The sequence below is a fragment of the Pseudoalteromonas sp. CH_XMU1449-3 genome (assembly GCF_037027245.1).
Lineage (GTDB): Bacteria > Pseudomonadota > Gammaproteobacteria > Enterobacterales > Alteromonadaceae > Pseudoalteromonas > Pseudoalteromonas shioyasakiensis.
In genome coordinates this window covers 1-19275 of sequence record NZ_JAYMDY010000032.1, presented here as the reverse complement: position 1 = coordinate 19275, position 19275 = coordinate 1, and the positions used below count along the sequence as shown (strand labels likewise).

Below are 19275 nucleotides of genomic sequence, written 5' to 3'. Positions count from 1 at the left end.
GTTCTCACTAGACTTTTAAAGTCTCTGAAGGGCCGTTGAAGACTACAACGTTGATAGGCAGGATGTGGAAGTGGTGTGAGCCATTAAGATAACCTGTACAAATTACCCGTGAGGCTTAACCATACAACGCCAAACGCGTTTTATGACAGCGTAACAGACAGAAGTTAAGACACTAAAGTAGATTTTACGAAGCTGTAAGCCATAAGCTTTAAGCTGTAAGAAAATATCAGATTTCCAGATTTATTAATTTGCTCAAAAGAGCGAATTAAAACCAAATTTGCTTGGTGACAATAGCGTTTTGGACCCACCTGACCCCATGCCGAACTCAGTAGTGAAACGAAACAGCGCCGATGATAGTGTAGCAGCTGCTATGTGAAAGTAGGTCATCGCCAGGCTCCAAATTAAAGAAAGCCCGATTCGAAAGAGTCGGGCTTTTTTGCGTCTGGAGCTGTCAGCTGTCAGCTTTCAGCTGTCAGACGTCAGTTGAAACACAGAGTATCTCTCAGCAACACCCCAGTAGGAGGCACTTCAGTGCCGAATCTAGACCATAACAAACACATTCATGGCTAAGGCCATTCCTACAAGTACACTTTGCCTAGAACCTAGAACCTAGAACCTAGAACCTAGAACCTAGAACCTAGAACCTAGAACCTAGAGCCTCCAGCAGGGGGAGACGCAGTACCAAACACCCACACCGAGCGGCTGATCGCTGACGGCTGAAAGCTGATAGCTCTGTGTTGGGTTTCGCTGCGCTCTACCCAACCTACGCCAGATCTCAAAACTTTCCCCTTGCAAACTTTACCCTTTCCCCTCGCTAACTTACTTTTATAACACTCATTCCCCTTGCCTTTGCTCTGCTTTAGCTAGCTGAATGTATTTTGTTTCGACTAATTGTGAGAGGGGAACAAGTTCGAAGCCTTGCTGTTGTAGTTCAGGGAGGGCTTGTTGTAGAAAAGCAACGGTTTCTGGGTAGGGATGGGCAATGGCGATTGCGTAGTTGAAGTGTGCAGCTTTGCTTTTTAGTTCTTCAAGTTGATGCTGTAGCTGACTTTGGGTGACATTGTTATCAAGAAATACATGACGAGATACGTTTGCAACACCATACAGGTTAGCAACGTTTTGTGCTTCACTTTGACTCGTTGTACGGCTATCTAAGAAGTACAAACCGCGTTTCTTCAATACTTCCATCGTCCATTTCATAGGCTCAGTAAGCTGTGTTAACTCAGAGCCCATGTGGTTATTGACCCCTTTTACTTGTGGTAAAGTGGCTAATGCATGACCAAGGGTTGTTTGTAACTCTGACTTAGTCATAGTATCGGTGAGTGCACCCGGACCAAGTGCTTTGCTTTTATCAAGCGCTTGCATTGGTACATGTAAAAGTAATTCTTTCTGAGTTTTACTGGCGCGCTCAGCAAATATTTGTGAATAGGGTGTATGGGGCAAGATTGAGAAGGTCACTTGCCCTGGTAAGTTTAATATTTCAAGATCTCGCTGATGATTGCCTATATCATCAATTACTATGGCTATTTGCTTTGCTTGGCAGAATAGCGGTAGGCAACATACGGCGAGTAATAAGCCTGTTTTTAAATTCACTTTTTGTAATTATTATATCCGTTGTGAGCATTTACTTACTGCATAATAAAGAGCTGCTTTGCTGTAAGTTGCTTTTTGTCTTGTCCATCTAGAAGTGAGCTAAAAAGCGCCAATTCTTGGATGTTTTTTATTATAACGCCTTGGTCAATTTCTGAAAGCATTGTTTGATTAATACTCACATCTGGGGTGATCCCCTTTCCATCGATAGATTGGCCCGCTGGTGTGTAATAACGTGCTGTAGTCAGTTTTAATGCGGTATTACCGTTACCTAATGGTATCAGCGATTGCACTGAGCCCTTACCAAAAGAAGTTTCGCCAATTAGCACCGCTCGTTGATTATCTCTTAATGCTGCTGCGAGTATTTCAGCGGCAGAGGCAGAGTTTTCGTTAATCAGTACAGCAATGGGAGCGCCATTGAGTATGTCGCCTTTATGGGCTTTATACTTCTGATTAGCTTCATTAAAGCGGCCTTTGGTTGACACTATGGTGCCGTTATCTAAGAACAGATCTGCAACTTCAATGGCCCCTTGTAATGTACCGCCCGGGTTATCGCGTAAATCAATAATTAAACCTGAAAGAGGGAAGCTATTGGTGACCTGCATTTTTGCAAGCTCCCGAGCAACATCGTGTAATGTGTGGTTATTGAATGAGTTGATACTGATAAGCGCAACGCCTGTATCTGCTAAATGGCCATGAACGCTTTGTAAGTTGATTTGTTGGCGCTTGATCGAGAAATTTAGCTCAGTATCTTTCTCTCTTTTTACAGCTACATCGACAGCACTTTGACCGCTTTGGCGAATTAATTTAGCCACTTCTTCGATGCTTTTGTCTAAAATAGGTTGTTGATTAATCGCTATAACTTCATCATTTACCTGAAGACCCGCAAGCGCCGCAGGTGAGTTATTAATAGTGTTAACAATATAAACCCGACCATCTTCAACTTTTACTTCTATACCGAGTCCCGTGTATCTACCATTAGTGCTACTGAAGATAGCATCGAGCTCAGTTTCGTCGAGGTATTTTGAGTATGGATCAAGGCGTTCGAATAACGCCTCAACTTGTAAGTTATCAGGCTGGGTTACAAATGTGTTTTGTAGTTTCAGATCATCAACATAATATGTATGGATATTAAATAGAATTTCGTTTAGTTGCTGATGCTGTAGTGACTGTAACGAGGGTTTTGCAATAGCCTGAAACGATTGCAGTATCAGGCATAGCAAGCTGACAAGTAATAAAAAAGACAGCTGAGTAAAAAACTTAGCTGGGGATAAATGAGCTTTGTAAGAGTAAGTTGTGTTTAGCATCAGCTGCTCCTCATAGAGTGCAGCTATTTAATCAATTAAATGCGTCTGCACCATTTTACAGGATTTACTGCGCGTCCTTTGTGGCGTATTTCAAAGTATAGACCAGGATCCGGTTGTCCGCCGCTTTGACCGACTAATGCAATTGTTTCGCCTTCTCTAACAAGGTCGCCAACATCGCGAAGTAGAGTTTGAGCGTGACCATATAAGCTCATAAAGCCGTTGCCATGATCAATAGCGATAACCCAGCCAAAGCCATTTAGCCAGTCTGCGTAAACAACTTGGCCGTTCTGTACGCTTTTAACATTACTGCCTTCTTTAGCGCTGATAAGTACGCCTTTCCAATCTATGTTGCCGTGCTTGCGTTGCCCAAAGCGGTGGCGTAATGCCCCTTTGGTTGGCCAGTCGAGTTTGCCCTTACTACTTTGTAAGCCTAGTAATTCAACTTTTTCATTTCGCTCTTGCTCAAGCTCTTCAATGGCGGTGATCAGGGTTTGCTCATTTTCTTTTAAGTAATCAATAGAGCTTTTAGTTTCTTTTAACGCTGACTGGAGTTTATTGAGGTTAGTTTTACGCTCTTGTTGTGCATTGACTAGAGCTTGCTGGCGTCTTTTTTGCTCATCATATAAGGCAACTAGACGTTGTTTGGTTTTTTCAAGCTCAGCCTGGTTGTCTGCAATTTCTTGCTGTAGTGCTTTGAGCTCTTCAATTTGCTCAATACGCGCTTTATTTAAATAATTATAATAACTTAGCGTGCGCTCAATTTTGGCTGTGTCTTGTTGGTTAAGCAACATTTTTGAGTAGTCATGGCTACCCGCCATATAGGCGCTTTTTAGTTGTGCAGCTAATAAGGTTTGGCGCTGTGCTTGCTGGGCTTTAAGTTGCTCAACTTTAGCTTGTTGTTCTCGTTGTTGTTGCTCATTTTCTTTAACTGATTGGGCGGTAAGGTTTAATGCTTTGGCATTTTGAGCTATGTCGAGTTCATGGGCGCGCAGATCTTTGCGCATTTGGGCAATGGACTTGCGTTGACCTTTAAGCTCAGCCTCTGTTTTTTGTAAAGCTGATTGAATGTCTGATAAGTCTTTTTTGGTTTGATCTTCATTAGCAACAACCGAAGTTGCTACTAATGAAGTCAGTATTAAACCAGTTTTAAAGAAGTGGTTAATACATTTACTCATAGCTTATTTCAGCGTCATGATTGGTTTACCAGTCATTTCACTTGGCTGCTCTAAGCCGAGTAGGTGAAGCATGGTTGGAGCCACGTCACTCAATGTTTTAGCATCATGTGGTGTTGCATCACGGCCAACATAGATAAATGGTACTGGCTCACTGGTGTGTGCGGTATGTGCTTGGCCCGTTGCTGGGTTAGCCATTTGTTCAGCATTACCATGATCGGCTGTAATAAGCGCTTCACCACCATGTTCTTCAAGTGCTGCAACTACACGACCAATACAATGATCAACTGCTTCACATGCTTTCACTGCTGCTTCGAATACGCCAGAGTGACCTACCATGTCTCCGTTAGGGTAGTTACAGATGATGGCATCGTATTTACCGCTAGCGATTGCTTCAACCAATTTATCGGTCAGCATTTCTGAGTTCATTTCTGGTTGCAGATCGTATGTTGCTACTTGTGGTGATGGAATTAGTTCGCGAGTCTCACCAACAAATTCATCTTCACGACCACCACTAAAGAAAAAGGTCACGTGTGCGTATTTTTCTGTTTCAGAAATACGTAGCTGTGTTTTACCTTGCTTCTCTAACCATTCGCCTAATACATTTGTTAAAGGCTCTGGGGCAAATGCAATCGGCGCTTTGATGTCTGCTGCATACTCAGTCATCATTACAAATGCGCTTAACTGTGGTGATTTTTTCTTATCAAAACCACTGAAGTCAGCATCAACAAAGGCACGAGTCATTTCACGTGCTCGGTCTGCTCTAAAGTTAGCAAAGATAACAGTGTCGCCATCATTGATCTCAGCAGCTGCTTGGCCTTCTGGCACAACAGTTGTTGCAGCTACGAACTCGTCGTTCTCGTCACGTGCATAAGCCGCTTCTAGTGCGGTTACACCGTCAGTGTAGCTGTATTCAGCAATACCACTAACCATAACATCATATGCAAGCTCGACACGATTCCAACGGTTATCGCGGTCCATTGCATAGTAACGACCAACAAGCGTTGCTAAGCGGCCACAGCCAAGTTCTGCAAATAAGGCTTCGATGCGCTCAATTGATGCTTTTGCGCTACGTGGTGGTGTGTCACGGCCGTCTAAGAAACCGTGGAAGTAGACTTCTTTTGCACCGCGCTTAGCTGCAAGTTCAATCGTTGCCACAATGTGGTCTTCGTGACTATGAACACCACCTGGGCTTAAAAGACCCATAATATGCACGGCTTTGCCTGCATTTACAGCTTTGTCGATATTATCAACAAGTGCTGGGTTGCTATCGAACTCACCATCATCAATGGCTTTAGTGATGCGAGTAAAATCTTGGTAAACGATACGGCCAGCACCTAAATTTACATGGCCTACTTCAGAGTTACCCATTTGTCCTGCAGGTAAACCAACATCAAGTCCCGAACCTGAAATTAATGTATGTGGGCGGGTTGCCCAAAGGTTGTCGAGTACTGGGGTATTAGCAGCAAGTATGGCGTTACTTTCTGTGTCTTCACGGTATCCCCAACCGTCTAAGATCATTAATACCAATGGTTTTTTATGCTCTGTCATTATAGCTCCTGAAGATTGGCACTTATATATCACTAGCATACCGTGTTTTATGGTTTTGATCAGCTATCAATATGTCATATTAAAATATTTCACGCCCTAGCATTTTCAATTGAAGCACGTATACTTGCGTGGCAAATTTTAATTAACCCATGGCTATGCGCTGTGGTACCTAAATTTCTTAGTGGAAAACGCATGGATCAATATATTGAATTTATCTCGAATCATCCGGTTTTGAGCATTATCTGGTTAGCATTAGTCGCTATGCTGATCAGCAGTTGGTTTAAAAGTAAATTTTCGGCTATCCGTCAAATCAACCCACAGCAACTTACCTTGCTAATTAACCGTGATGATGGTCAAGTGATTGATATACGTGCACAAAAAGAGTTTAACTCTGGCCGTATTGCAGGCGCAACTCACTTAAATCCGGAAAAAGCAAAGCAATCTGATTTTTCAAGCCTTGAAAAGTTTAAGACTAAACCCATTATACTAGTATGTACCACGGGCATGACTGCCTCAGGTATCGCAACTGCAATGCATAAAGCAGGTTTTGAGCGTGTTTATGTATTAGCGGGCGGTATGGGCGCTTGGCAATCAGCTAGCTTACCAACAACGACCGGTCGTTAATAAGGCTCACTGCCCGATAGAGGAATTATTATGAGTAATGTTGTTCTTTACACAAAAGCATACTGTCCATTCTGCCAACGTGCTTTGGCGTTATTAGACAGTAAAGGTGTAGACTACACGAATATCGATATTGGTGTTCACCCTGAGCGTCGTGATGAAATGATCGACAAAGCAAATGGTGGTTACACAGTTCCGCAAATTTTCATTAATGATGAACATATCGGCGGTTGTGACGACATGATGGCAATTGAAGCGCAAGGCCTTTTAGACGCAAAGCTTAACGCTTAATAAATTTTAAATATAAAAACGAATACAAGTTAGGAATTACAATGAACGAAGAAAATCAAAACGCAGCAGCAGAACAAGCCGGCGCTCAATTCTCAATCCAACGCATCTACACTAAAGATGTTTCTTTTGAGACGCCTAACTCACCTGCTATTTTCCAAAAAGAGTGGACTCCTGAAGTAAAGCTTGACTTAGATACTCGTTCTAACAAATTAGAAGAAGGCGTGTTTGAAGTTGTTCTTGCTTTAACAGTAACGGCTTCAATCGGTGAAGAAACAGCATTCCTATGTGAAATCCAACAAGCGGGTATTTTCACAATTGGTGAAGTTGAAGAAGTTCAACTTGCACACATGTTAGGTGCTTTCTGCCCGAACGTACTTTTCCCTTACGCACGTGAAGCAGTATCAAACCTAGTTAACCGTGGTACTTTCCCACAATTAAACTTAGCGCCAGTTAACTTTGACGCACTATTTGCTCAATACATGCAACAACGTGCAGCTCAAGATCAACAGGCAACTGCAGACGCATAAGCTATGAGTACAGCACAATCAGCTGTTACAGTATTAGGGGCGGGGTCTTATGGCACCGCCCTTGCTATTTGCTTTGCCAGAAATGGCCACCCAGTGACCTTGTGGGGCCGCAATAGCGATGACGTTGCTACGCTTGCAGCTGAGCGAAAGAATCAACGTTATGTTCCGGATGTTAGCTTTCCTGAAACCCTCCAACTAGAAGCAGATTTAGAAACGGCAGTTAAAGCAAGCAAGATCATTTTGGTTGTTGTTCCGAGTCATGCTTTTGCTGGCACGCTGCAAAAAATCAAACCTTGGTTGTCAGAAGGTGCTGAAGTTGCATGGGCTACCAAAGGTTTAGAGCCAAATACAGGGCGTTTATTACAAGAGGTAGCGGTGCAAGAGCTAGGAGATGATGTTCCTCTGGCTGTGCTTTCAGGGCCTACTTTTGCCAAAGAAATGGCAATGGGCTTACCAACCGCTATTTCGGTATCGTCGACCTCTAAAGACTTCGCTAAGCAATTAGCTGACCTTTTACACTGTGGTCGCTCATTTAGGGTGTATAACAATGATGACTTCATTGGTATACAGCTTGGTGGCGCAGTTAAAAATGTCATTGCGATTGGCGCTGGTATGTCTGATGGTTTTGGCTTTGGTGCCAACGCACGTACTGCCTTAATCACTCGCGGTTTAGCTGAGCTTTGCCGTTTAGGGTGTGCATTAGGTGCCCGTTCAGATACCTTTATGGGTATGGCTGGCCTAGGTGACTTGATCTTAACCTGTACAGATAACCAATCTCGTAACCGTCGCTTTGGTCTTGCTCTTGGCAAGGGTGAAGGCGTAGAAGCTGCAATTGAATCTATTGGTCAGGTTGTTGAAGGCTATAGAAATACCAAAGAAGTGTATTTACTTGCTGAGCGTACCGGTATTGAAATGCCAATAACGGAGCAAATTTACCAAGTACTTTATGAAAATAAAGATGTAAAAGAAGCTGCGATGGCACTACTTGGCCGTGAGCAAAAATCTGAATAATTTAGATTGTGCACTGTTAAATAAAAAACGCGATTTATTAATCGCGTTTTTTATTTGATGTACCGTTGCAACCACTAGCTAGATTGCTGCTTTTCTAGCGTGTCATTAATAAATTCGCTGACTTGATTGGCTTTTAATGGCTTGCAGTAATAGTAACCTTGTTGAAAATGACAGCCCATAATATGCAGCATGTAGGCTTGCTCTTCAGTTTCTACTCCTTCAGCAACCACATTAATATCCAAATATTTAGCTAGTCGCACTATGGTGGCGGTGATGTTGCGATCTTGGTCGTTTTTATCGATATCTTTTACGAATGACTTGTCGATTTTGAGCGTATCGATTGGAAAACGCTTTAAGTAACTGAGTGATGAATGACCGGTGCCAAAGTCATCCAGCGCGATGTGCACACCAATCGATTTAATGCGTTTCATTTGCTGCTCTGCAAACTCAGGGTTATCCATCATGGCGCTTTCTGTGATCTCGAGTTCTAAGCAATGTGCCGGTACGTCAAATTTAGCTAAGTTGTCGATGAGTGTTTCAATAAGACTACTTTGCTGAAAGTGTAAGGCTGAAATATTAATAGCGACATTACCAAACGAAATGTTTTGTTTTCGCCACTGGGCTAGTTGATTAAGCAGCTGCTCCATCAGTAATTGGGTGAGCGGAATAATGGCACCATTTTGTTCGGCAAGCGGAATGAACTCATCGGGGTTAATAACACTGCCATCTTCTTGAGGCCAGCGAACTAATGCTTCAAAGCCGTATAACTGATTATGCTGGGCATCAAACTTAGGCTGAAAATAAAGCTCAAACTCATTGTTGGTAATGGCTTTAAATAAAGCGCTCTCTTTGGTTAACTCGGTTGGGTCGAGAGTATGGCGCTCTTTATCAAAAAATTGATACGTATTACGGCCCATTTTTTTTGCATGATTCAAAGCACTATTTGCGCTGCGCATTAAGTATTCACAGTTGTAGGCGTTGTCTGGGTAGATAGCAAGACCACAGCAGGCAGATAGTGAAGTCTCAAAGCCATCTAACATAAATGGGGTTTTAAACTGCTGAAGGACGATGTCTGCGGTTTTTTTTGCAAAGAATACGGTTTGACCTGAATAAAGATAGGGCGGTACCAGTACCGCAAATTCATCTGCACCGAGTCTTGCAATGGTAAAGCCTGAATTTAGAGAGTCAGTTAAACGACAGGCTACCTCTTTTAGTAGTACATCGCCAATTGTGTGACCGAGCGAATCGTTAATTTTTTTAAAGTTGTCTATATCAATAAAGATGATCAACAGGCTAGGGTAAGTGTCGTTACAAGCATTGATTGCTTTTTCAAGGGACTCTATAAAAATGGCGCGGTTTGATAAACCCGTGACACTGTCTTTGGTCGTGAGCTTGAGCATAGTTCGCTCGTTATTCTTACGAGCAGTTACATCAGAAAACATACCAACGTAACGTACAGAGCTTTTTGCAAAGCGTGGTGTGGTCACTTTTGTTATACATAAATCAATGGCGTAGGGTTGCCCATCTTTGCGTAAATTCCAAATTTCGCCAGACCAATAACCATCATTACTCAGCTCTTGTTGGATAATTTCTTCGAGTTGTGTATCACGACCGGCTTGCGTTAATGCTTTGAATTTTTTACCAAGTACATCGGCTTTTTTATAACCCGATATTTCACTAAATGCGTTATTAATTTCTATGATCCGGAACTGTTCATCGGTGACCCAAATACCATCTTTAGACTGGGAAAGTAGAGCATCCATCAGCGTCATCTTTTGGTTTCTTTGATAATAGATAACCGCACCAATGAGGATGACAATCGCTAGAAAGATTAGTAGTAATAGGGGAGTCGTATTGGGGACTTGTGAGTTAGAGGGATTAGACACAGCAGCAGAAGCAGCACTAGAAAAGTGCTGCATCAGCAAAATGATACTGCATACTCGGGCAAAAAAGCGCATTAAATCCATCTTTAGGAACAAACTCACCTATTTAGGTTAGTCCATAAAAAATGGTCGTGCTAAACAATTAGTGAATATTTATTACAAGCGCTTTTTCAATGAGTTATTGACCGTTCACGAAACCCAGCTGACGCCAAGATTCATAAACAAATACAGCAACTGAGTTAGATAAGTTCATACTACGGCTGTCTTTTTGCATTGGAATACGTACACGTTGCTCTTTCGGCAACGACTGAATTAGATCATCAGGTAAGCCACGTGTTTCAGGGCCAAACACTAAACAATCGCCAGGCTGATATTGTGCTTGATGATGAAATTGGCTGCCCTTAGTGGTGCAAGCATAGACTTTTTTCGGCTGGCATTTTTCTAGATATGCTTCAAACGAGGCATGGCGCTGTACATGGCTAAACTCATGATAATCAAGACCTGCACGTTTTACGCGTTTATCATCCCACTCAAAACCAAGGGGTTCAATTAGGTGTAACGCATAACCTGTGTTTGCGCATAAGCGAATGATATTACCCGTGTTTGGTGGAATTTCTGGTTGGTACAACACAATATCAAGCATGTGAATCTCATTTATAAGGATTTGATCTGCTGCTGAGTATACACGAACTAGAATTAAAAGATGATATACTCAACACAGTTACTCACTAAAGGTAAGTTGTTGTGCAGCATCGTAGTTATGAGTTTTGGGTTAAAACAGCCAGTATAGTCACCATTGTTATGGTGAGTTTAATGATCGCAGCAAAAAGCTGGGCTTGGCTTGCATCTGGCTCGGCGTCAATGCTGGGTTCATTAACCGATTCATTAATGGATATCACAGCCTCACTGATGAGTTTTTTAGTGCTAGGTTATGCACTACGCCCTGCTGATGACGACCATCGCTTTGGTCACGGAAAAGCCGAAGCATTAGCCGGGCTTGCACAGGCCGCTTTTATAGCTGGCTCAGGTTGCTTTTTAGCGTTTCATGGCATTGAGCGCTTATTTAATCCGGTAACCTTAAAGCATTCAGACCTTGGTATTTGGGTTAGTATTTTCGCTATTGTTTGTACGCTCGTGGTGGTGTTTGTACAAACTAAGGTGATTAATCACACCGAATCAATCGCCATTAAAGCAGACTCAATTCACTATAAAGGCGATTTAATCTTAAACTTGGCGGTATTACTGGCAATTGTGTTAGCTAAGTACGGCGTCGCTTATGCCGATCCATTGTTTGCTATTGGGGTGGCTGTTTATTTACTTTATAACAGCTGGGATATTGCTCGCGAAAGTGCTGATCACTTAATGGATAAAGAGCTCCCAGATGAAGAAAAACAACAAATACTGGCCATTGTGAATAGTCATCAAGACGTATTTGGTGCCCATGATATTCGTACTCGCCAAGGTGGTAAAATTAAGTTTATTCAGATGCATTTAGAGCTGGAAGACTCATTATCATTGATAAGAGCGCATCAAGTTGCTGATGAAGTAGAAGCGTTAATTCAAACGCATTTTGATTGTGAAATGGATATTTTGATGCACCTAGACCCACTTTCTGTGGTTAACAAAACACGTCAAAGCTCAGCACAAAATTGATAAAAATCGCTGAGCACTGCTTGTCTGATCTCGTCGCGTTCACATAATAACTCGTGGCGAGCGCTCGCATAGCTTTTTAGTTGTGCTTTTTGCCTATGGCTAAGTGCAAATTGCGCAGCGTTATCGACCACGGTATCTTGCTCGGCGCTGGCGATAAATAAAGGAATATCGACTTTTTTATCGACTAAAGAAGCAATAAAATCAAATGATGCATTAAGCCAACCATAGGTTACGCCACCTAGCTGTAAATCATCTTCTGCTGCATACAGCTCTCTGAACAGCTTATATCGAATTTCACTACTGGTTAGCTCATTAGCTGCAAAGTCGACTGGTAAATAATCGCGTTGGCCAAATGCGTAACTGCGGCCAAGACCAAGTAAGGATGCAATTTTAGCAGCCAGTTTTGCTACAGGCTTTGGCGTGCCTTTGGTATAGATATCAAACATCGGCGCTGATAAAAAAGCACCCGCAAATTGATGCTGATAGCGCGATAGGTAATCATAGGCAATGGCACTGCCCATAGAGTGGCCAAGCAAAACCTGCTTTCCTTGCCAGTGTTGATGCACCACTTTTTCTATAAATACAGCAAAGTCATCTGCGTAGTCAGTAAAGCGGTTTACAAAACCCTTATGAGTGTTTTTTAAATGACGATAAGAGCGACCTTGCCCCTGGTGATCAACACTAAAAACTGCAAAGCCATTTTGATATAGCTCCCACAGCAACTCTTTGTACTTAATTAAAGACTCTATTCGGCCAGTACTTATAACAATGGCCGTTTTTGCTTGTTGGGGAATTGCATAGCCGTAATAAAGCTTGCCATGAGCGGTGCTCAGAAAGTCTTGCTGTAATTGCTCAGAAAAAAACTGATTAATATTAGGTAGGTTATTAACAAGACTTGCTTCGCTACTATAAAACATTTACTCACTCTTATAAGGTAGGCGGATGTTTACGCACAGTCCGCCATGTTCTTGGTTTTCAAGTGTTAGTGTACCATCATGTGCTGAGATAGCATTCTTTGCAATAGCAAGACCTAAGCCCGTGCCGCCAGTGCTTCTATCACGAGCATGCTCCTGACGGAAGAAAGGTTCACACAGCCTTGCTAGGTTTGCTTCATCAACCCCTTTACCGTCATCACAAATAGTGATGTAGATAGCATCTGATTCAACTAAGCCTATTGAAATTGAATGTTCTGCGTATTTAATGGCATTGCGAAGTACATTCTCAAGCGCGCTGGCTATTAAGGTTTCATCGCATTTTAAATCGGCTGTTAGTGTACCATTTACAATAAGCTCTTTATTACTTTGCTTGGCCTCAAATTGAGCATCGTTGAGTACGTGATCTACAATCACTTGTAAGGATTGTGTACTCAACGACAGAGTCTGGCTTTTGGCTTCTAAGCGTGAAACTTGAAGGACATCGGCAATCATTTTATCGAGCTGATTGGCCTCTTTTTCAATGCGCTCTAAATAAGCGTGTTGAGCATCATCGGCTTGCATTTGTGCAAGGCCTGTGGCCATTTTTAAACGCGTTAATGGTGAGCGTAGTTCATGAGAAATATCTGCTAGCAGTCGTTTTTGAGCGCTAATAAGCTGCTCAAGTTGTACTGCCATGGTATTAAAGTCACGACCAAGTACACCTAACTCATCTTGACGAGTAGGAGATACATCGGCACGGGCAGTTAAATCGCCATGAGCAAGCTTTTTTGCAGTTTCTTTTAAACTATTAATAGGTGCAATTAAGTTACGGCTAAAGAAGAAACTCAGCATCAATGAGGCGATTAAAGCAATAAGCAGCTTGAGCCAAACTGGCATTAGCCATAGGCTGACAAAAAACGGTTTCTTGCGTTTTTCATCGATTTCATAAAGATAAAACTTACCTTCAGGCACATTCAAAGCTACCGGCCCATAAGCTTGATATTCATCGGTAAAAATAATTTGCGGACGCATATATTTGGTAAAGTTCAGCAAGCTTAAATCAATGTCTTTGGATACAGGTTCGCTAAGCATTTCAACACCATGAACCTCACCGTTTAAGTACAGTAATTTATGCTTTGATAAGCGCGGATGAGATAAAACCTCTTGAGTTGGTTTACCGTGCTTAGCAACAATACGCTCAATACTTTTAGCAGTGTACTCAAGATTTTTCAGCATGGGTCCACGCAGGTCGTCATTGCCGACATTGCTCGTTAACTGGCTTAAAAACACCAGTATTGTGATAGTCGCTATGACAGTAACCCAAAACCAAGCAAATATTTTTAAAAACAAATAATGGCGGGGATGCTTTAGCCAGCTTGGAGTTTGCATATTATTCGCCTTGTATTAATACATAACCACTGCCACGCATGGTTTTGATCCGTTCATTACTAACATGCTCTGCAATTTTTTTACGGATGTTGCTGACATGCATATCGATTGAGCGGTCAAAAGGAGCAAGGCGTCTACCTAATACTTGCTCACTGATTTGCTCTTTGCTGATCACCTCACCTGCATGTTGAACTAGCATGGCAAGAATTTCATACTCAGTGCCGGTTAGGCTAAGTACATTGTCATTAACAGAAGCCTCACGAGTTGCGAAATTTACATTGATGCTGTTGACACTCAATGAGCTTGTCTGTTGGTTCGATAAGCTGTTGATATGCTCGATGCGACGGGTAATTGCTTTAACGCGAGCTAGTAGCTCTCTGTGATTAAATGGCTTAGGAATATAATCATCTGCGCCTAGTTCTAAACCAAAGATACGATCAAAATCTTCGCCTTTCGCGGTTAACATGATCACTGGTGTGAGCTTATGTTGCCTTAATTGCTTTAGCACATCAAAGCCATCCATAGAGGGTAGCATCACATCAAGCAATATTAGCTCATAGTTATGCTTAATAGCTTGCTTTAGGCCTTCAGCGCCATCATGAACACACTCTACTGTAAAACCTTGTGCTGATAAGTACTCGCTGAGTAATTCGCACAATCCTGTATCGTCGTCGATCATTAATAGTTTCATTCTGACACCTAGCTATTTATTTCTTTAAGGTTATTTTACTCAGTAAATTGTGTAAAAGTGAATCTTTACACAACCTTTACACTGGTTTGCGTTCCTTTGCATTGTATTAGTTATAGTTAACCCATCAGTCGGAAACGACAACAGAGCACAACCCAACAAAAGGTAATGATTATGACTATTTCAAATAAGCTTTCTAAATTCGTACTTGTTTGTGGTTTAGCAGCAGCTAGTGTAGGTGCTACTTCAGCAATGGCGAAAGGAGACTTTAACCGTGGTATGAACCCACAGGCTCGTTTTTTACTTTCTGAGCGTGGTATTGATAAATTACAACTTACCGAAGAGCAGCAAACGCAACTTAAAGCAATTTTTGCCGAGCAGAAAACACAATTTGCAGCACTGCGTGGCGATAAAGATGCAATGAAAGCCGCTCGTGCTGCACACAAAGAGAAAATGGATGCGTTATTAGCAACAAAAGCATTTGACGAAAATGCCGCATTAGAGCTGATTAAAGCGCGCCAAGAAAAAGGTCAGCAGTTTGCCATGCTAAAAATGAAATCTGACCATGCGATTTGGCAGGTTTTAAATGCTGAACAGCGCGAAAGCTATCAAGAGATTAAAAAGCACCTGCGTAAAAAAGGTCACAAAAAGGGCCACCATGGTCCACGCGGCGAGCGCAAAGGTGAGCGTTCTGAAGGTTAAAAGTGATAGGTTATATTAAAAAATGCGGCAGTTGCCGCATTTTTTGTATTTGACGCTTTATTCTTTAAAGAATGAATCATCGTTTTTAGCCAGCATTGCTTCGATATCTTCAATCATATCTTGGCTCAAATCATTAGCATTGCTAATTGGGCTAGAAATTTTATTGTTTTCAAACGACCACTCGCCTAAATCAATTAGCTGGCAGCGTTTTGAGCAAAATGGACGATGCGGGCTTTGCTCTGACCATTCAACTTTGGCTTTGCATGTTGGGCAGTTTACAACTGTTGGCATGGAATAACTCTCAAATAAGCACTTTTGTCAAATCTTACTGAACAGTTAGCTGATAATCCAGTAACGAATTTGTTTAGAAACTCGTTACTCGGTTTATTTCTGCCAAAGAGGTAACACCATCGGCGGCTTTTTTCAGGCCAGATAAACGCAGATCATTAAAGCCTGAGCGCAGAGATACTTCAGCTATTTCGAGTGAGTTACCACCACGCATAATAATTTGCGCTATTTCAGGGGTAATTTGCATTACTTCGTAAATACCCACTCGACCTTTATAGCCTTCAGTACAGCTGTCGCAGCCTTTTGGTGCGAATAACTGAACCTCATTGAGTTTGTCTTTATCAAAACCTTGGCGAATCAATTCTTCATCAGGTAGTTTTTCTGGTGTTTTACACTTAGGGCAAAGTCGTCTTGCTAGACGCTGCGCAATAATAAGGCTGATTGAACTTGCTACGTTATAAGCAGGAACACCCATATTTAAAAGACGAGTAAGAGTTTCTGGTGCAGAGTTTGTATGCAGAGTTGATAATACCAAGTGACCTGTTTGCGCCGCTTTAATTGCAATTTCAGCGGTTTCAAGGTCACGGATCTCACCAACCATTACTACGTCAGGATCTTGTCGTAAGAAAGCCTTTAATGCATTGGCAAAGGTCATGTCTGCCTTTGGATTAATTTGTACTTGGTTAATCCCTTCAAGGTTGATCTCTACTGGATCCTCGGCAGTACTGATATTGCGCTCTGGCTGGTTAAGAATATTCAAACCTGTATAAAGTGATACCGTTTTACCAGAGCCCGTTGGACCGGTTACTAAGATCATACCTTGTGGCTGCTCAAGCGCGTCCATATAGAGCTGTTTCTGCTCTGGCTCATAACCAAGCACATCGATACCTAGCATAGCACTTGATGAGTCGAGAATACGCATAACGATTTTCTCGCCCCAAAGAGTAGGCAAGGTACTTACACGGAAGTCGATACTTTTACGTTCAGTAATTTTAAGCTTAATACGGCCATCTTGGGGTTTACGTTTTTCTGCTATGTCTAGTCGTGACATAACCTTGATTCGCGCAGATAAACGGCTCGCTAAGCTATTTGGCGGACTTGCCATTTCATGCAAAATACCATCGATACGAAAACGCACGCGGTAGCGGTGTTCGTAAGGCTCAAAGTGTAGATCCGAGGCTCCTTTTTTAATCGCATCCATCAAAATTTTATTGATGTAAACGATAATAGGAGCGTCGTCTTTATCTTCATCTTTGCTAGCTAAGTCGCGAGGGGCTTCTGTTTCAAGCTCACCAAGTTCTTTAAACTCATCTTCACTTAAATGTAAGCCACCTGCGGCATCAAGTAATTGTTCGATTTTGTTTTCAAGTTGTGTGTAATCAACAACGACCACTTCGCATGAAAGGCCAGTACTAAATTCAAAGTTTTCAAAGGCACCGTAGTCGGTTGGATCTGAGGCTGCAATGTAGAGCTTACGGCCCTTTTTAACTAGAGGTAAAATGTGGTGCTCACGAATTAGTTTATCTTTAACTAGTTCTTCGCTAATGTTCGCAACGTCAAAGTCTTTGATGTCAAAATAAGGCACACGAAAAAGGTCTGTACATTGCTCTGCGAGCTCATGGCCAGCCATTCCACATGTTTTAGAAATAAGCTCTGCAGTAGAGTTATATTCGCGCTGCTTTGATTTTACGGTCTCTGCATCAATGCGACCGAGTGTAATAAATTTTCGAAGTAGCGGTGAGTTTATATTCATTGCGCACCTAGATTGATCCTTTATTGCCACAATCTAACAGAAAAAGTAAGGCTATTACATCAGTCTTGTCTGATTTTAGAAAAATTGCAAAAAAAATTAACCTAAAACTCAGTTGTTTAGAGTGTGGGTTGGTACTTTTGTATTGGTTTTAGAGTCTTCTATTGAATGAGAATCTATAAATAAAATCAATAGCCTAGTGAGAGTGTTTTAGATACTTTTCATGCAGTTTTTGCACATCCGTTTTTACTTCTTCAAGAGGGCGGTTATTATCTAAAATATCTCCCGCTTTTTGTTGTTTATCAGCTCTGCTCATTTGAGAAGCGATAATTTGCTTAGCTAATTCTACTGAGACATTATCACGGGCTGTAGTTCTTGTTATTTGTACATCAACCGGAACATCAATTAGCAAGGTATGGTTGCAGTATTTTTCTAAGCCATTTTCAAAAAGTAAGGGAGCAACTAAGATGACATAATTGCTGGTGGCTTGCTTTAATTGGCTCAGCATTGATTCTCGAATAAGTGGGTGCAATAAGTTATTTAGCCATTGCTTTTGTGATTCATCGGCAAAGATAATAGCTCTTAGTTTTGCGCGATCAAGCGTGCCGTTACTCGTGAGTATCTCATCACCAAAATGTGCTTTAATTTTTGTAAGGCCAACAGAGCCAGGCTCGACGACTTCTCTGGCAACTATATCGGCATCAACCACCTGAATACCAAGCTCTTCAAACATGGCGCTTACTGCACTTTTGCCTGAGCCAATACCACCGGTTAGCCCTAAAACCCAGTTTGCCATAATTAGTAACCTAAATAGTTAAAGTAATAACTTTTAATTTGCTCACCCCATAGTAAGGTGACCCATCCTGCGATGGCAAGATAAGGCCCAAACGGGATTGGCGTAGTTTTGTCTTTACCTTGAATAATGATTTGCGCAATGCCGATGATGGCACCGACGACACTTGATAGCAGCACGATAGTTAAAATATCTTGCCAGCCAAGTAGCGCACCAAACACGGCTAATAGTTTAAAGTCGCCATAACCCATGCCTTCTTTACCAGTAGCAAGCTTGAATAACCAATAGACACTCCATAAGCTCAGGTAGCCAACTGCTGCGCCGATAATGGCATCGCTCGGTGCAATGGTAATATCCATAGTGGCAGCAATCAGCGCTAACCAAACGAGTGGCAGGGTGAGCTGGTCGGGCAATAACATGTGATCTACATCGATAAAAGTTAATGCAACTAAAAACCAAGTAATCAATATATAAAGAAGAGCAAGCGTTGTTGGGCCAAAAACAGCGGCGACAACTAAACTTAAAACCGCTGTAAGCATTTCAACAATAGGATAGCGCACAGAAATTGGTGTTTGACAATTTGCACAGCGACCTTTTAGCAATAACCAACTTAGCACAGGGATGTTTTGCCAAGCTTTAATCGGCGCTTGGCATTTAGGGCAAGTTGAATTAGGTTTTACTAAATTAAAGGGAGCTTGTTCTGTTTGCTGTTTTGAATTGAGTTCATCGGCCAACACAATACGGCACTCAGTTTGCCATTCTCTTTTCATCATCAGTGGCAAACGATAAATCACCACATTCAAAAAGCTACCAATACACAGGCTTACTAAGCCCACAGTCAAAAAATAAAACCACTGCTGACTTTGCATCGCAGTGGTTATATCAAGAAAAAAGTTTTCCATTAAAATACCTAAATTCTGGCCATTTAAAGGCCGATTTTATTTCGCTGTGTTGAACTGTTTTTATTATTTATTTTATGTTGCAAGCAATCAACAAGCATTTAGAGTTTGCTTACAGCTTACAGCTTACAGCTTACAGCTTACAGCTTACAGCTTACAGCTTACAGCTTACAGCTTACAGCTTACAGCTTACAGCTTACAGCTTACAGCTTACAGCTTACAGCTTACAGCTTACAGCTTACAGCT

The 19275-nt window shown here is 41.9% G+C and carries 19 protein-coding genes and 2 rRNA genes; 8 read left to right on the top strand and 13 right to left on the bottom strand.

Annotation, left to right across the window (positions count from 1 at the left end):
• Nucleotides 1-123: ribosomal RNA gene (locus WA256_RS20355) — 23S ribosomal RNA — on the top strand; the annotation flags it as partial.
• 157 nt (nucleotides 124-280) lie between these two features.
• Nucleotides 281-395: ribosomal RNA gene (gene rrf, locus WA256_RS20350) — 5S ribosomal RNA — on the top strand.
• Nucleotides 396-834: 439 nt separating this feature from the next.
• On the opposite strand, the gene WA256_RS20345 is transcribed toward rrf, so the two are convergent.
• The 4 genes from WA256_RS20345 to gpmM are packed head-to-tail and all read right to left on the bottom strand — an operon-like array spanning nucleotide 835 to nucleotide 5620.
• Nucleotides 835-1593, bottom strand: a complete 759-nt coding sequence (locus WA256_RS20345) for a divergent polysaccharide deacetylase family protein (protein ID WP_335993173.1) — start codon at nucleotides 1591-1593, stop codon at nucleotides 835-837.
• Nucleotides 1594-1628: 35 nt separating this feature from the next.
• Nucleotides 1629-2897, bottom strand: coding sequence for a S41 family peptidase (locus WA256_RS20340; protein WP_335993171.1), 1269 nt, complete (start codon nucleotides 2895-2897; stop codon nucleotides 1629-1631).
• A gap of 35 nt (nucleotides 2898-2932) precedes the next feature.
• On the bottom strand, nucleotides 2933-4072 hold the full coding sequence (locus tag WA256_RS20335; protein ID WP_130166787.1) for a murein hydrolase activator EnvC family protein: 1140 nt from the start codon (nucleotides 4070-4072) through the stop codon (nucleotides 2933-2935).
• A gap of 3 nt (nucleotides 4073-4075) precedes the next feature.
• Nucleotides 4076-5620 carry a 2,3-bisphosphoglycerate-independent phosphoglycerate mutase gene (gene gpmM / locus WA256_RS20330; RefSeq protein ID WP_130166788.1) on the bottom strand — a complete coding sequence of 515 codons (1545 nt, stop codon included), beginning with the start codon at nucleotides 5618-5620 and terminating at the stop codon, nucleotides 4076-4078.
• A 192-nt stretch (nucleotides 5621-5812) separates the two neighbouring features.
• On the opposite strand from gpmM, the gene WA256_RS20325 reads away from it, so the two are divergent.
• From WA256_RS20325 to gpsA, 4 genes are read left to right on the top strand one after another with little or no spacing between them, the layout of a single operon-like run.
• Nucleotides 5813-6244, top strand: a complete 432-nt coding sequence (locus WA256_RS20325; RefSeq protein WP_054562817.1) for a rhodanese-like domain-containing protein — start codon at nucleotides 5813-5815, stop codon at nucleotides 6242-6244.
• 30 nt (nucleotides 6245-6274) lie between these two features.
• The gene (grxC, locus tag WA256_RS20320) at nucleotides 6275-6532 is read left to right on the top strand and encodes a glutaredoxin 3 (protein ID WP_054550973.1); all 258 of its coding nucleotides are present in this window, start codon (nucleotides 6275-6277) and stop codon (nucleotides 6530-6532) included.
• A gap of 41 nt (nucleotides 6533-6573) precedes the next feature.
• Nucleotides 6574-7059, top strand: a complete 486-nt coding sequence (gene secB, locus WA256_RS20315) for a protein-export chaperone SecB (RefSeq protein WP_054550974.1) — start codon at nucleotides 6574-6576, stop codon at nucleotides 7057-7059.
• A gap of 3 nt (nucleotides 7060-7062) precedes the next feature.
• Nucleotides 7063-8070, top strand: coding sequence for an NAD(P)H-dependent glycerol-3-phosphate dehydrogenase (gene gpsA / locus WA256_RS20310; protein WP_055022087.1), 1008 nt, complete (start codon nucleotides 7063-7065; stop codon nucleotides 8068-8070).
• 74 nt (nucleotides 8071-8144) lie between these two features.
• Here gpsA and WA256_RS20305 read toward each other — a convergent pair whose 3' ends face one another.
• Both WA256_RS20305 and trmL read right to left on the bottom strand, forming a co-directional pair.
• Nucleotides 8145-10028, bottom strand: a complete 1884-nt coding sequence (locus WA256_RS20305) for a putative bifunctional diguanylate cyclase/phosphodiesterase (protein ID WP_165385092.1) — start codon at nucleotides 10026-10028, stop codon at nucleotides 8145-8147.
• A 103-nt stretch (nucleotides 10029-10131) separates the two neighbouring features.
• Nucleotides 10132-10596, bottom strand: coding sequence for a tRNA (uridine(34)/cytosine(34)/5-carboxymethylaminomethyluridine(34)-2'-O)-methyltransferase TrmL (gene trmL, locus WA256_RS20300; RefSeq protein WP_058586636.1), 465 nt, complete (start codon nucleotides 10594-10596; stop codon nucleotides 10132-10134).
• Nucleotides 10597-10697: 101 nt separating this feature from the next.
• On the opposite strand from trmL, the gene WA256_RS20295 reads away from it, so the two are divergent.
• Nucleotides 10698-11606, top strand: coding sequence for a cation diffusion facilitator family transporter (locus WA256_RS20295; protein ID WP_082401648.1), 909 nt, complete (start codon nucleotides 10698-10700; stop codon nucleotides 11604-11606).
• On the opposite strand, the gene WA256_RS20290 is transcribed toward WA256_RS20295, so the two are convergent.
• From WA256_RS20290 to WA256_RS20280, 3 genes are read right to left on the bottom strand one after another with little or no spacing between them, the layout of a single operon-like run.
• Nucleotides 11585-12523 (bottom strand): alpha/beta fold hydrolase, encoded by a 939-nt coding sequence (locus tag WA256_RS20290; protein ID WP_130166790.1) that lies wholly within the window; start codon nucleotides 12521-12523, stop codon nucleotides 11585-11587. The two genes, WA256_RS20295 and WA256_RS20290, sit on opposite strands and share 22 nt — an antisense overlap.
• The gene (locus tag WA256_RS20285) at nucleotides 12524-13909 is read right to left on the bottom strand and encodes an ATP-binding protein (protein WP_130166791.1); all 1386 of its coding nucleotides are present in this window, start codon (nucleotides 13907-13909) and stop codon (nucleotides 12524-12526) included. It lies immediately after the preceding gene.
• Between the two features lies 1 nt (nucleotide 13910).
• On the bottom strand, nucleotides 13911-14600 hold the full coding sequence (locus WA256_RS20280) for a response regulator (RefSeq protein ID WP_130166792.1): 690 nt from the start codon (nucleotides 14598-14600) through the stop codon (nucleotides 13911-13913).
• Nucleotides 14601-14771: 171 nt separating this feature from the next.
• On the opposite strand from WA256_RS20280, the gene WA256_RS20275 reads away from it, so the two are divergent.
• Entirely contained in the window at nucleotides 14772-15299 is a 528-nt protein-coding gene (locus tag WA256_RS20275; protein WP_130166793.1) for a Spy/CpxP family protein refolding chaperone, read from the top strand.
• A 57-nt stretch (nucleotides 15300-15356) separates the two neighbouring features.
• Here WA256_RS20275 and yacG read toward each other — a convergent pair whose 3' ends face one another.
• The 4 genes from yacG to WA256_RS20255 form a co-directional block, all read right to left on the bottom strand.
• Nucleotides 15357-15590 (bottom strand): DNA gyrase inhibitor YacG, encoded by a 234-nt coding sequence (gene yacG, locus WA256_RS20270; protein WP_054562797.1) that lies wholly within the window; start codon nucleotides 15588-15590, stop codon nucleotides 15357-15359.
• Between the two features lie 73 nt (nucleotides 15591-15663).
• Nucleotides 15664-17340, bottom strand: a complete 1677-nt coding sequence (gene pilB, locus WA256_RS20265) for a type IV-A pilus assembly ATPase PilB (protein WP_130166794.1) — start codon at nucleotides 17338-17340, stop codon at nucleotides 15664-15666.
• A gap of 193 nt (nucleotides 17341-17533) precedes the next feature.
• A complete protein-coding gene (coaE, locus tag WA256_RS20260; protein WP_130166795.1) occupies nucleotides 17534-18133 on the bottom strand; it encodes a dephospho-CoA kinase in 600 nt (199 codons plus the stop codon).
• Between the two features lie 2 nt (nucleotides 18134-18135).
• Nucleotides 18136-19032 carry a prepilin peptidase gene (locus WA256_RS20255; protein WP_062566194.1) on the bottom strand — a complete coding sequence of 299 codons (897 nt, stop codon included), beginning with the start codon at nucleotides 19030-19032 and terminating at the stop codon, nucleotides 18136-18138.
• Nucleotides 19033-19275: the final 243 nt, after the last annotated feature.

Bases quoted from the DNA above. Each gene is read 5' to 3' on its own strand.
- gpsA (WP_055022087.1), top strand. From the start codon at position 7,063: ATGAGTACAGCACAATCAGCTGTTACAGTATTAGGGGCGGGGTCTTAT.
- WA256_RS20275 (WP_130166793.1), top strand. From the start codon at position 14,772: ATGACTATTTCAAATAAGCTTTCTAAATTCGTACTTGTTTGTGGTTTA.
- grxC (WP_054550973.1), top strand. From the start codon at position 6,275: ATGAGTAATGTTGTTCTTTACACAAAAGCATACTGTCCATTCTGCCAA.
- WA256_RS20280 (WP_130166792.1), bottom strand. From the start codon at position 14,600: ATGAAACTATTAATGATCGACGACGATACAGGATTGTGCGAATTACTC.
- WA256_RS20340 (WP_335993171.1), bottom strand. From the start codon at position 2,897: ATGCTAAACACAACTTACTCTTACAAAGCTCATTTATCCCCAGCTAAG.
- WA256_RS20335 (WP_130166787.1), bottom strand. From the start codon at position 4,072: ATGAGTAAATGTATTAACCACTTCTTTAAAACTGGTTTAATACTGACT.
- yacG (WP_054562797.1), bottom strand. From the start codon at position 15,590: ATGCCAACAGTTGTAAACTGCCCAACATGCAAAGCCAAAGTTGAATGG.
- WA256_RS20255 (WP_062566194.1), bottom strand. From the start codon at position 19,032: ATGGAAAACTTTTTTCTTGATATAACCACTGCGATGCAAAGTCAGCAG.
- WA256_RS20325 (WP_054562817.1), top strand. From the start codon at position 5,813: ATGGATCAATATATTGAATTTATCTCGAATCATCCGGTTTTGAGCATT.
- WA256_RS20305 (WP_165385092.1), bottom strand. From the start codon at position 10,028: ATGCGCTTTTTTGCCCGAGTATGCAGTATCATTTTGCTGATGCAGCAC.
- gpmM (WP_130166788.1), bottom strand. From the start codon at position 5,620: ATGACAGAGCATAAAAAACCATTGGTATTAATGATCTTAGACGGTTGG.
- WA256_RS20285 (WP_130166791.1), bottom strand. From the start codon at position 13,909: ATGCAAACTCCAAGCTGGCTAAAGCATCCCCGCCATTATTTGTTTTTA.
- coaE (WP_130166795.1), bottom strand. From the start codon at position 18,133: ATGGCAAACTGGGTTTTAGGGCTAACCGGTGGTATTGGCTCAGGCAAA.
- trmL (WP_058586636.1), bottom strand. From the start codon at position 10,596: ATGCTTGATATTGTGTTGTACCAACCAGAAATTCCACCAAACACGGGT.
- pilB (WP_130166794.1), bottom strand. From the start codon at position 17,340: ATGAATATAAACTCACCGCTACTTCGAAAATTTATTACACTCGGTCGC.
- WA256_RS20290 (WP_130166790.1), bottom strand. From the start codon at position 12,523: ATGTTTTATAGTAGCGAAGCAAGTCTTGTTAATAACCTACCTAATATT.
- secB (WP_054550974.1), top strand. From the start codon at position 6,574: ATGAACGAAGAAAATCAAAACGCAGCAGCAGAACAAGCCGGCGCTCAA.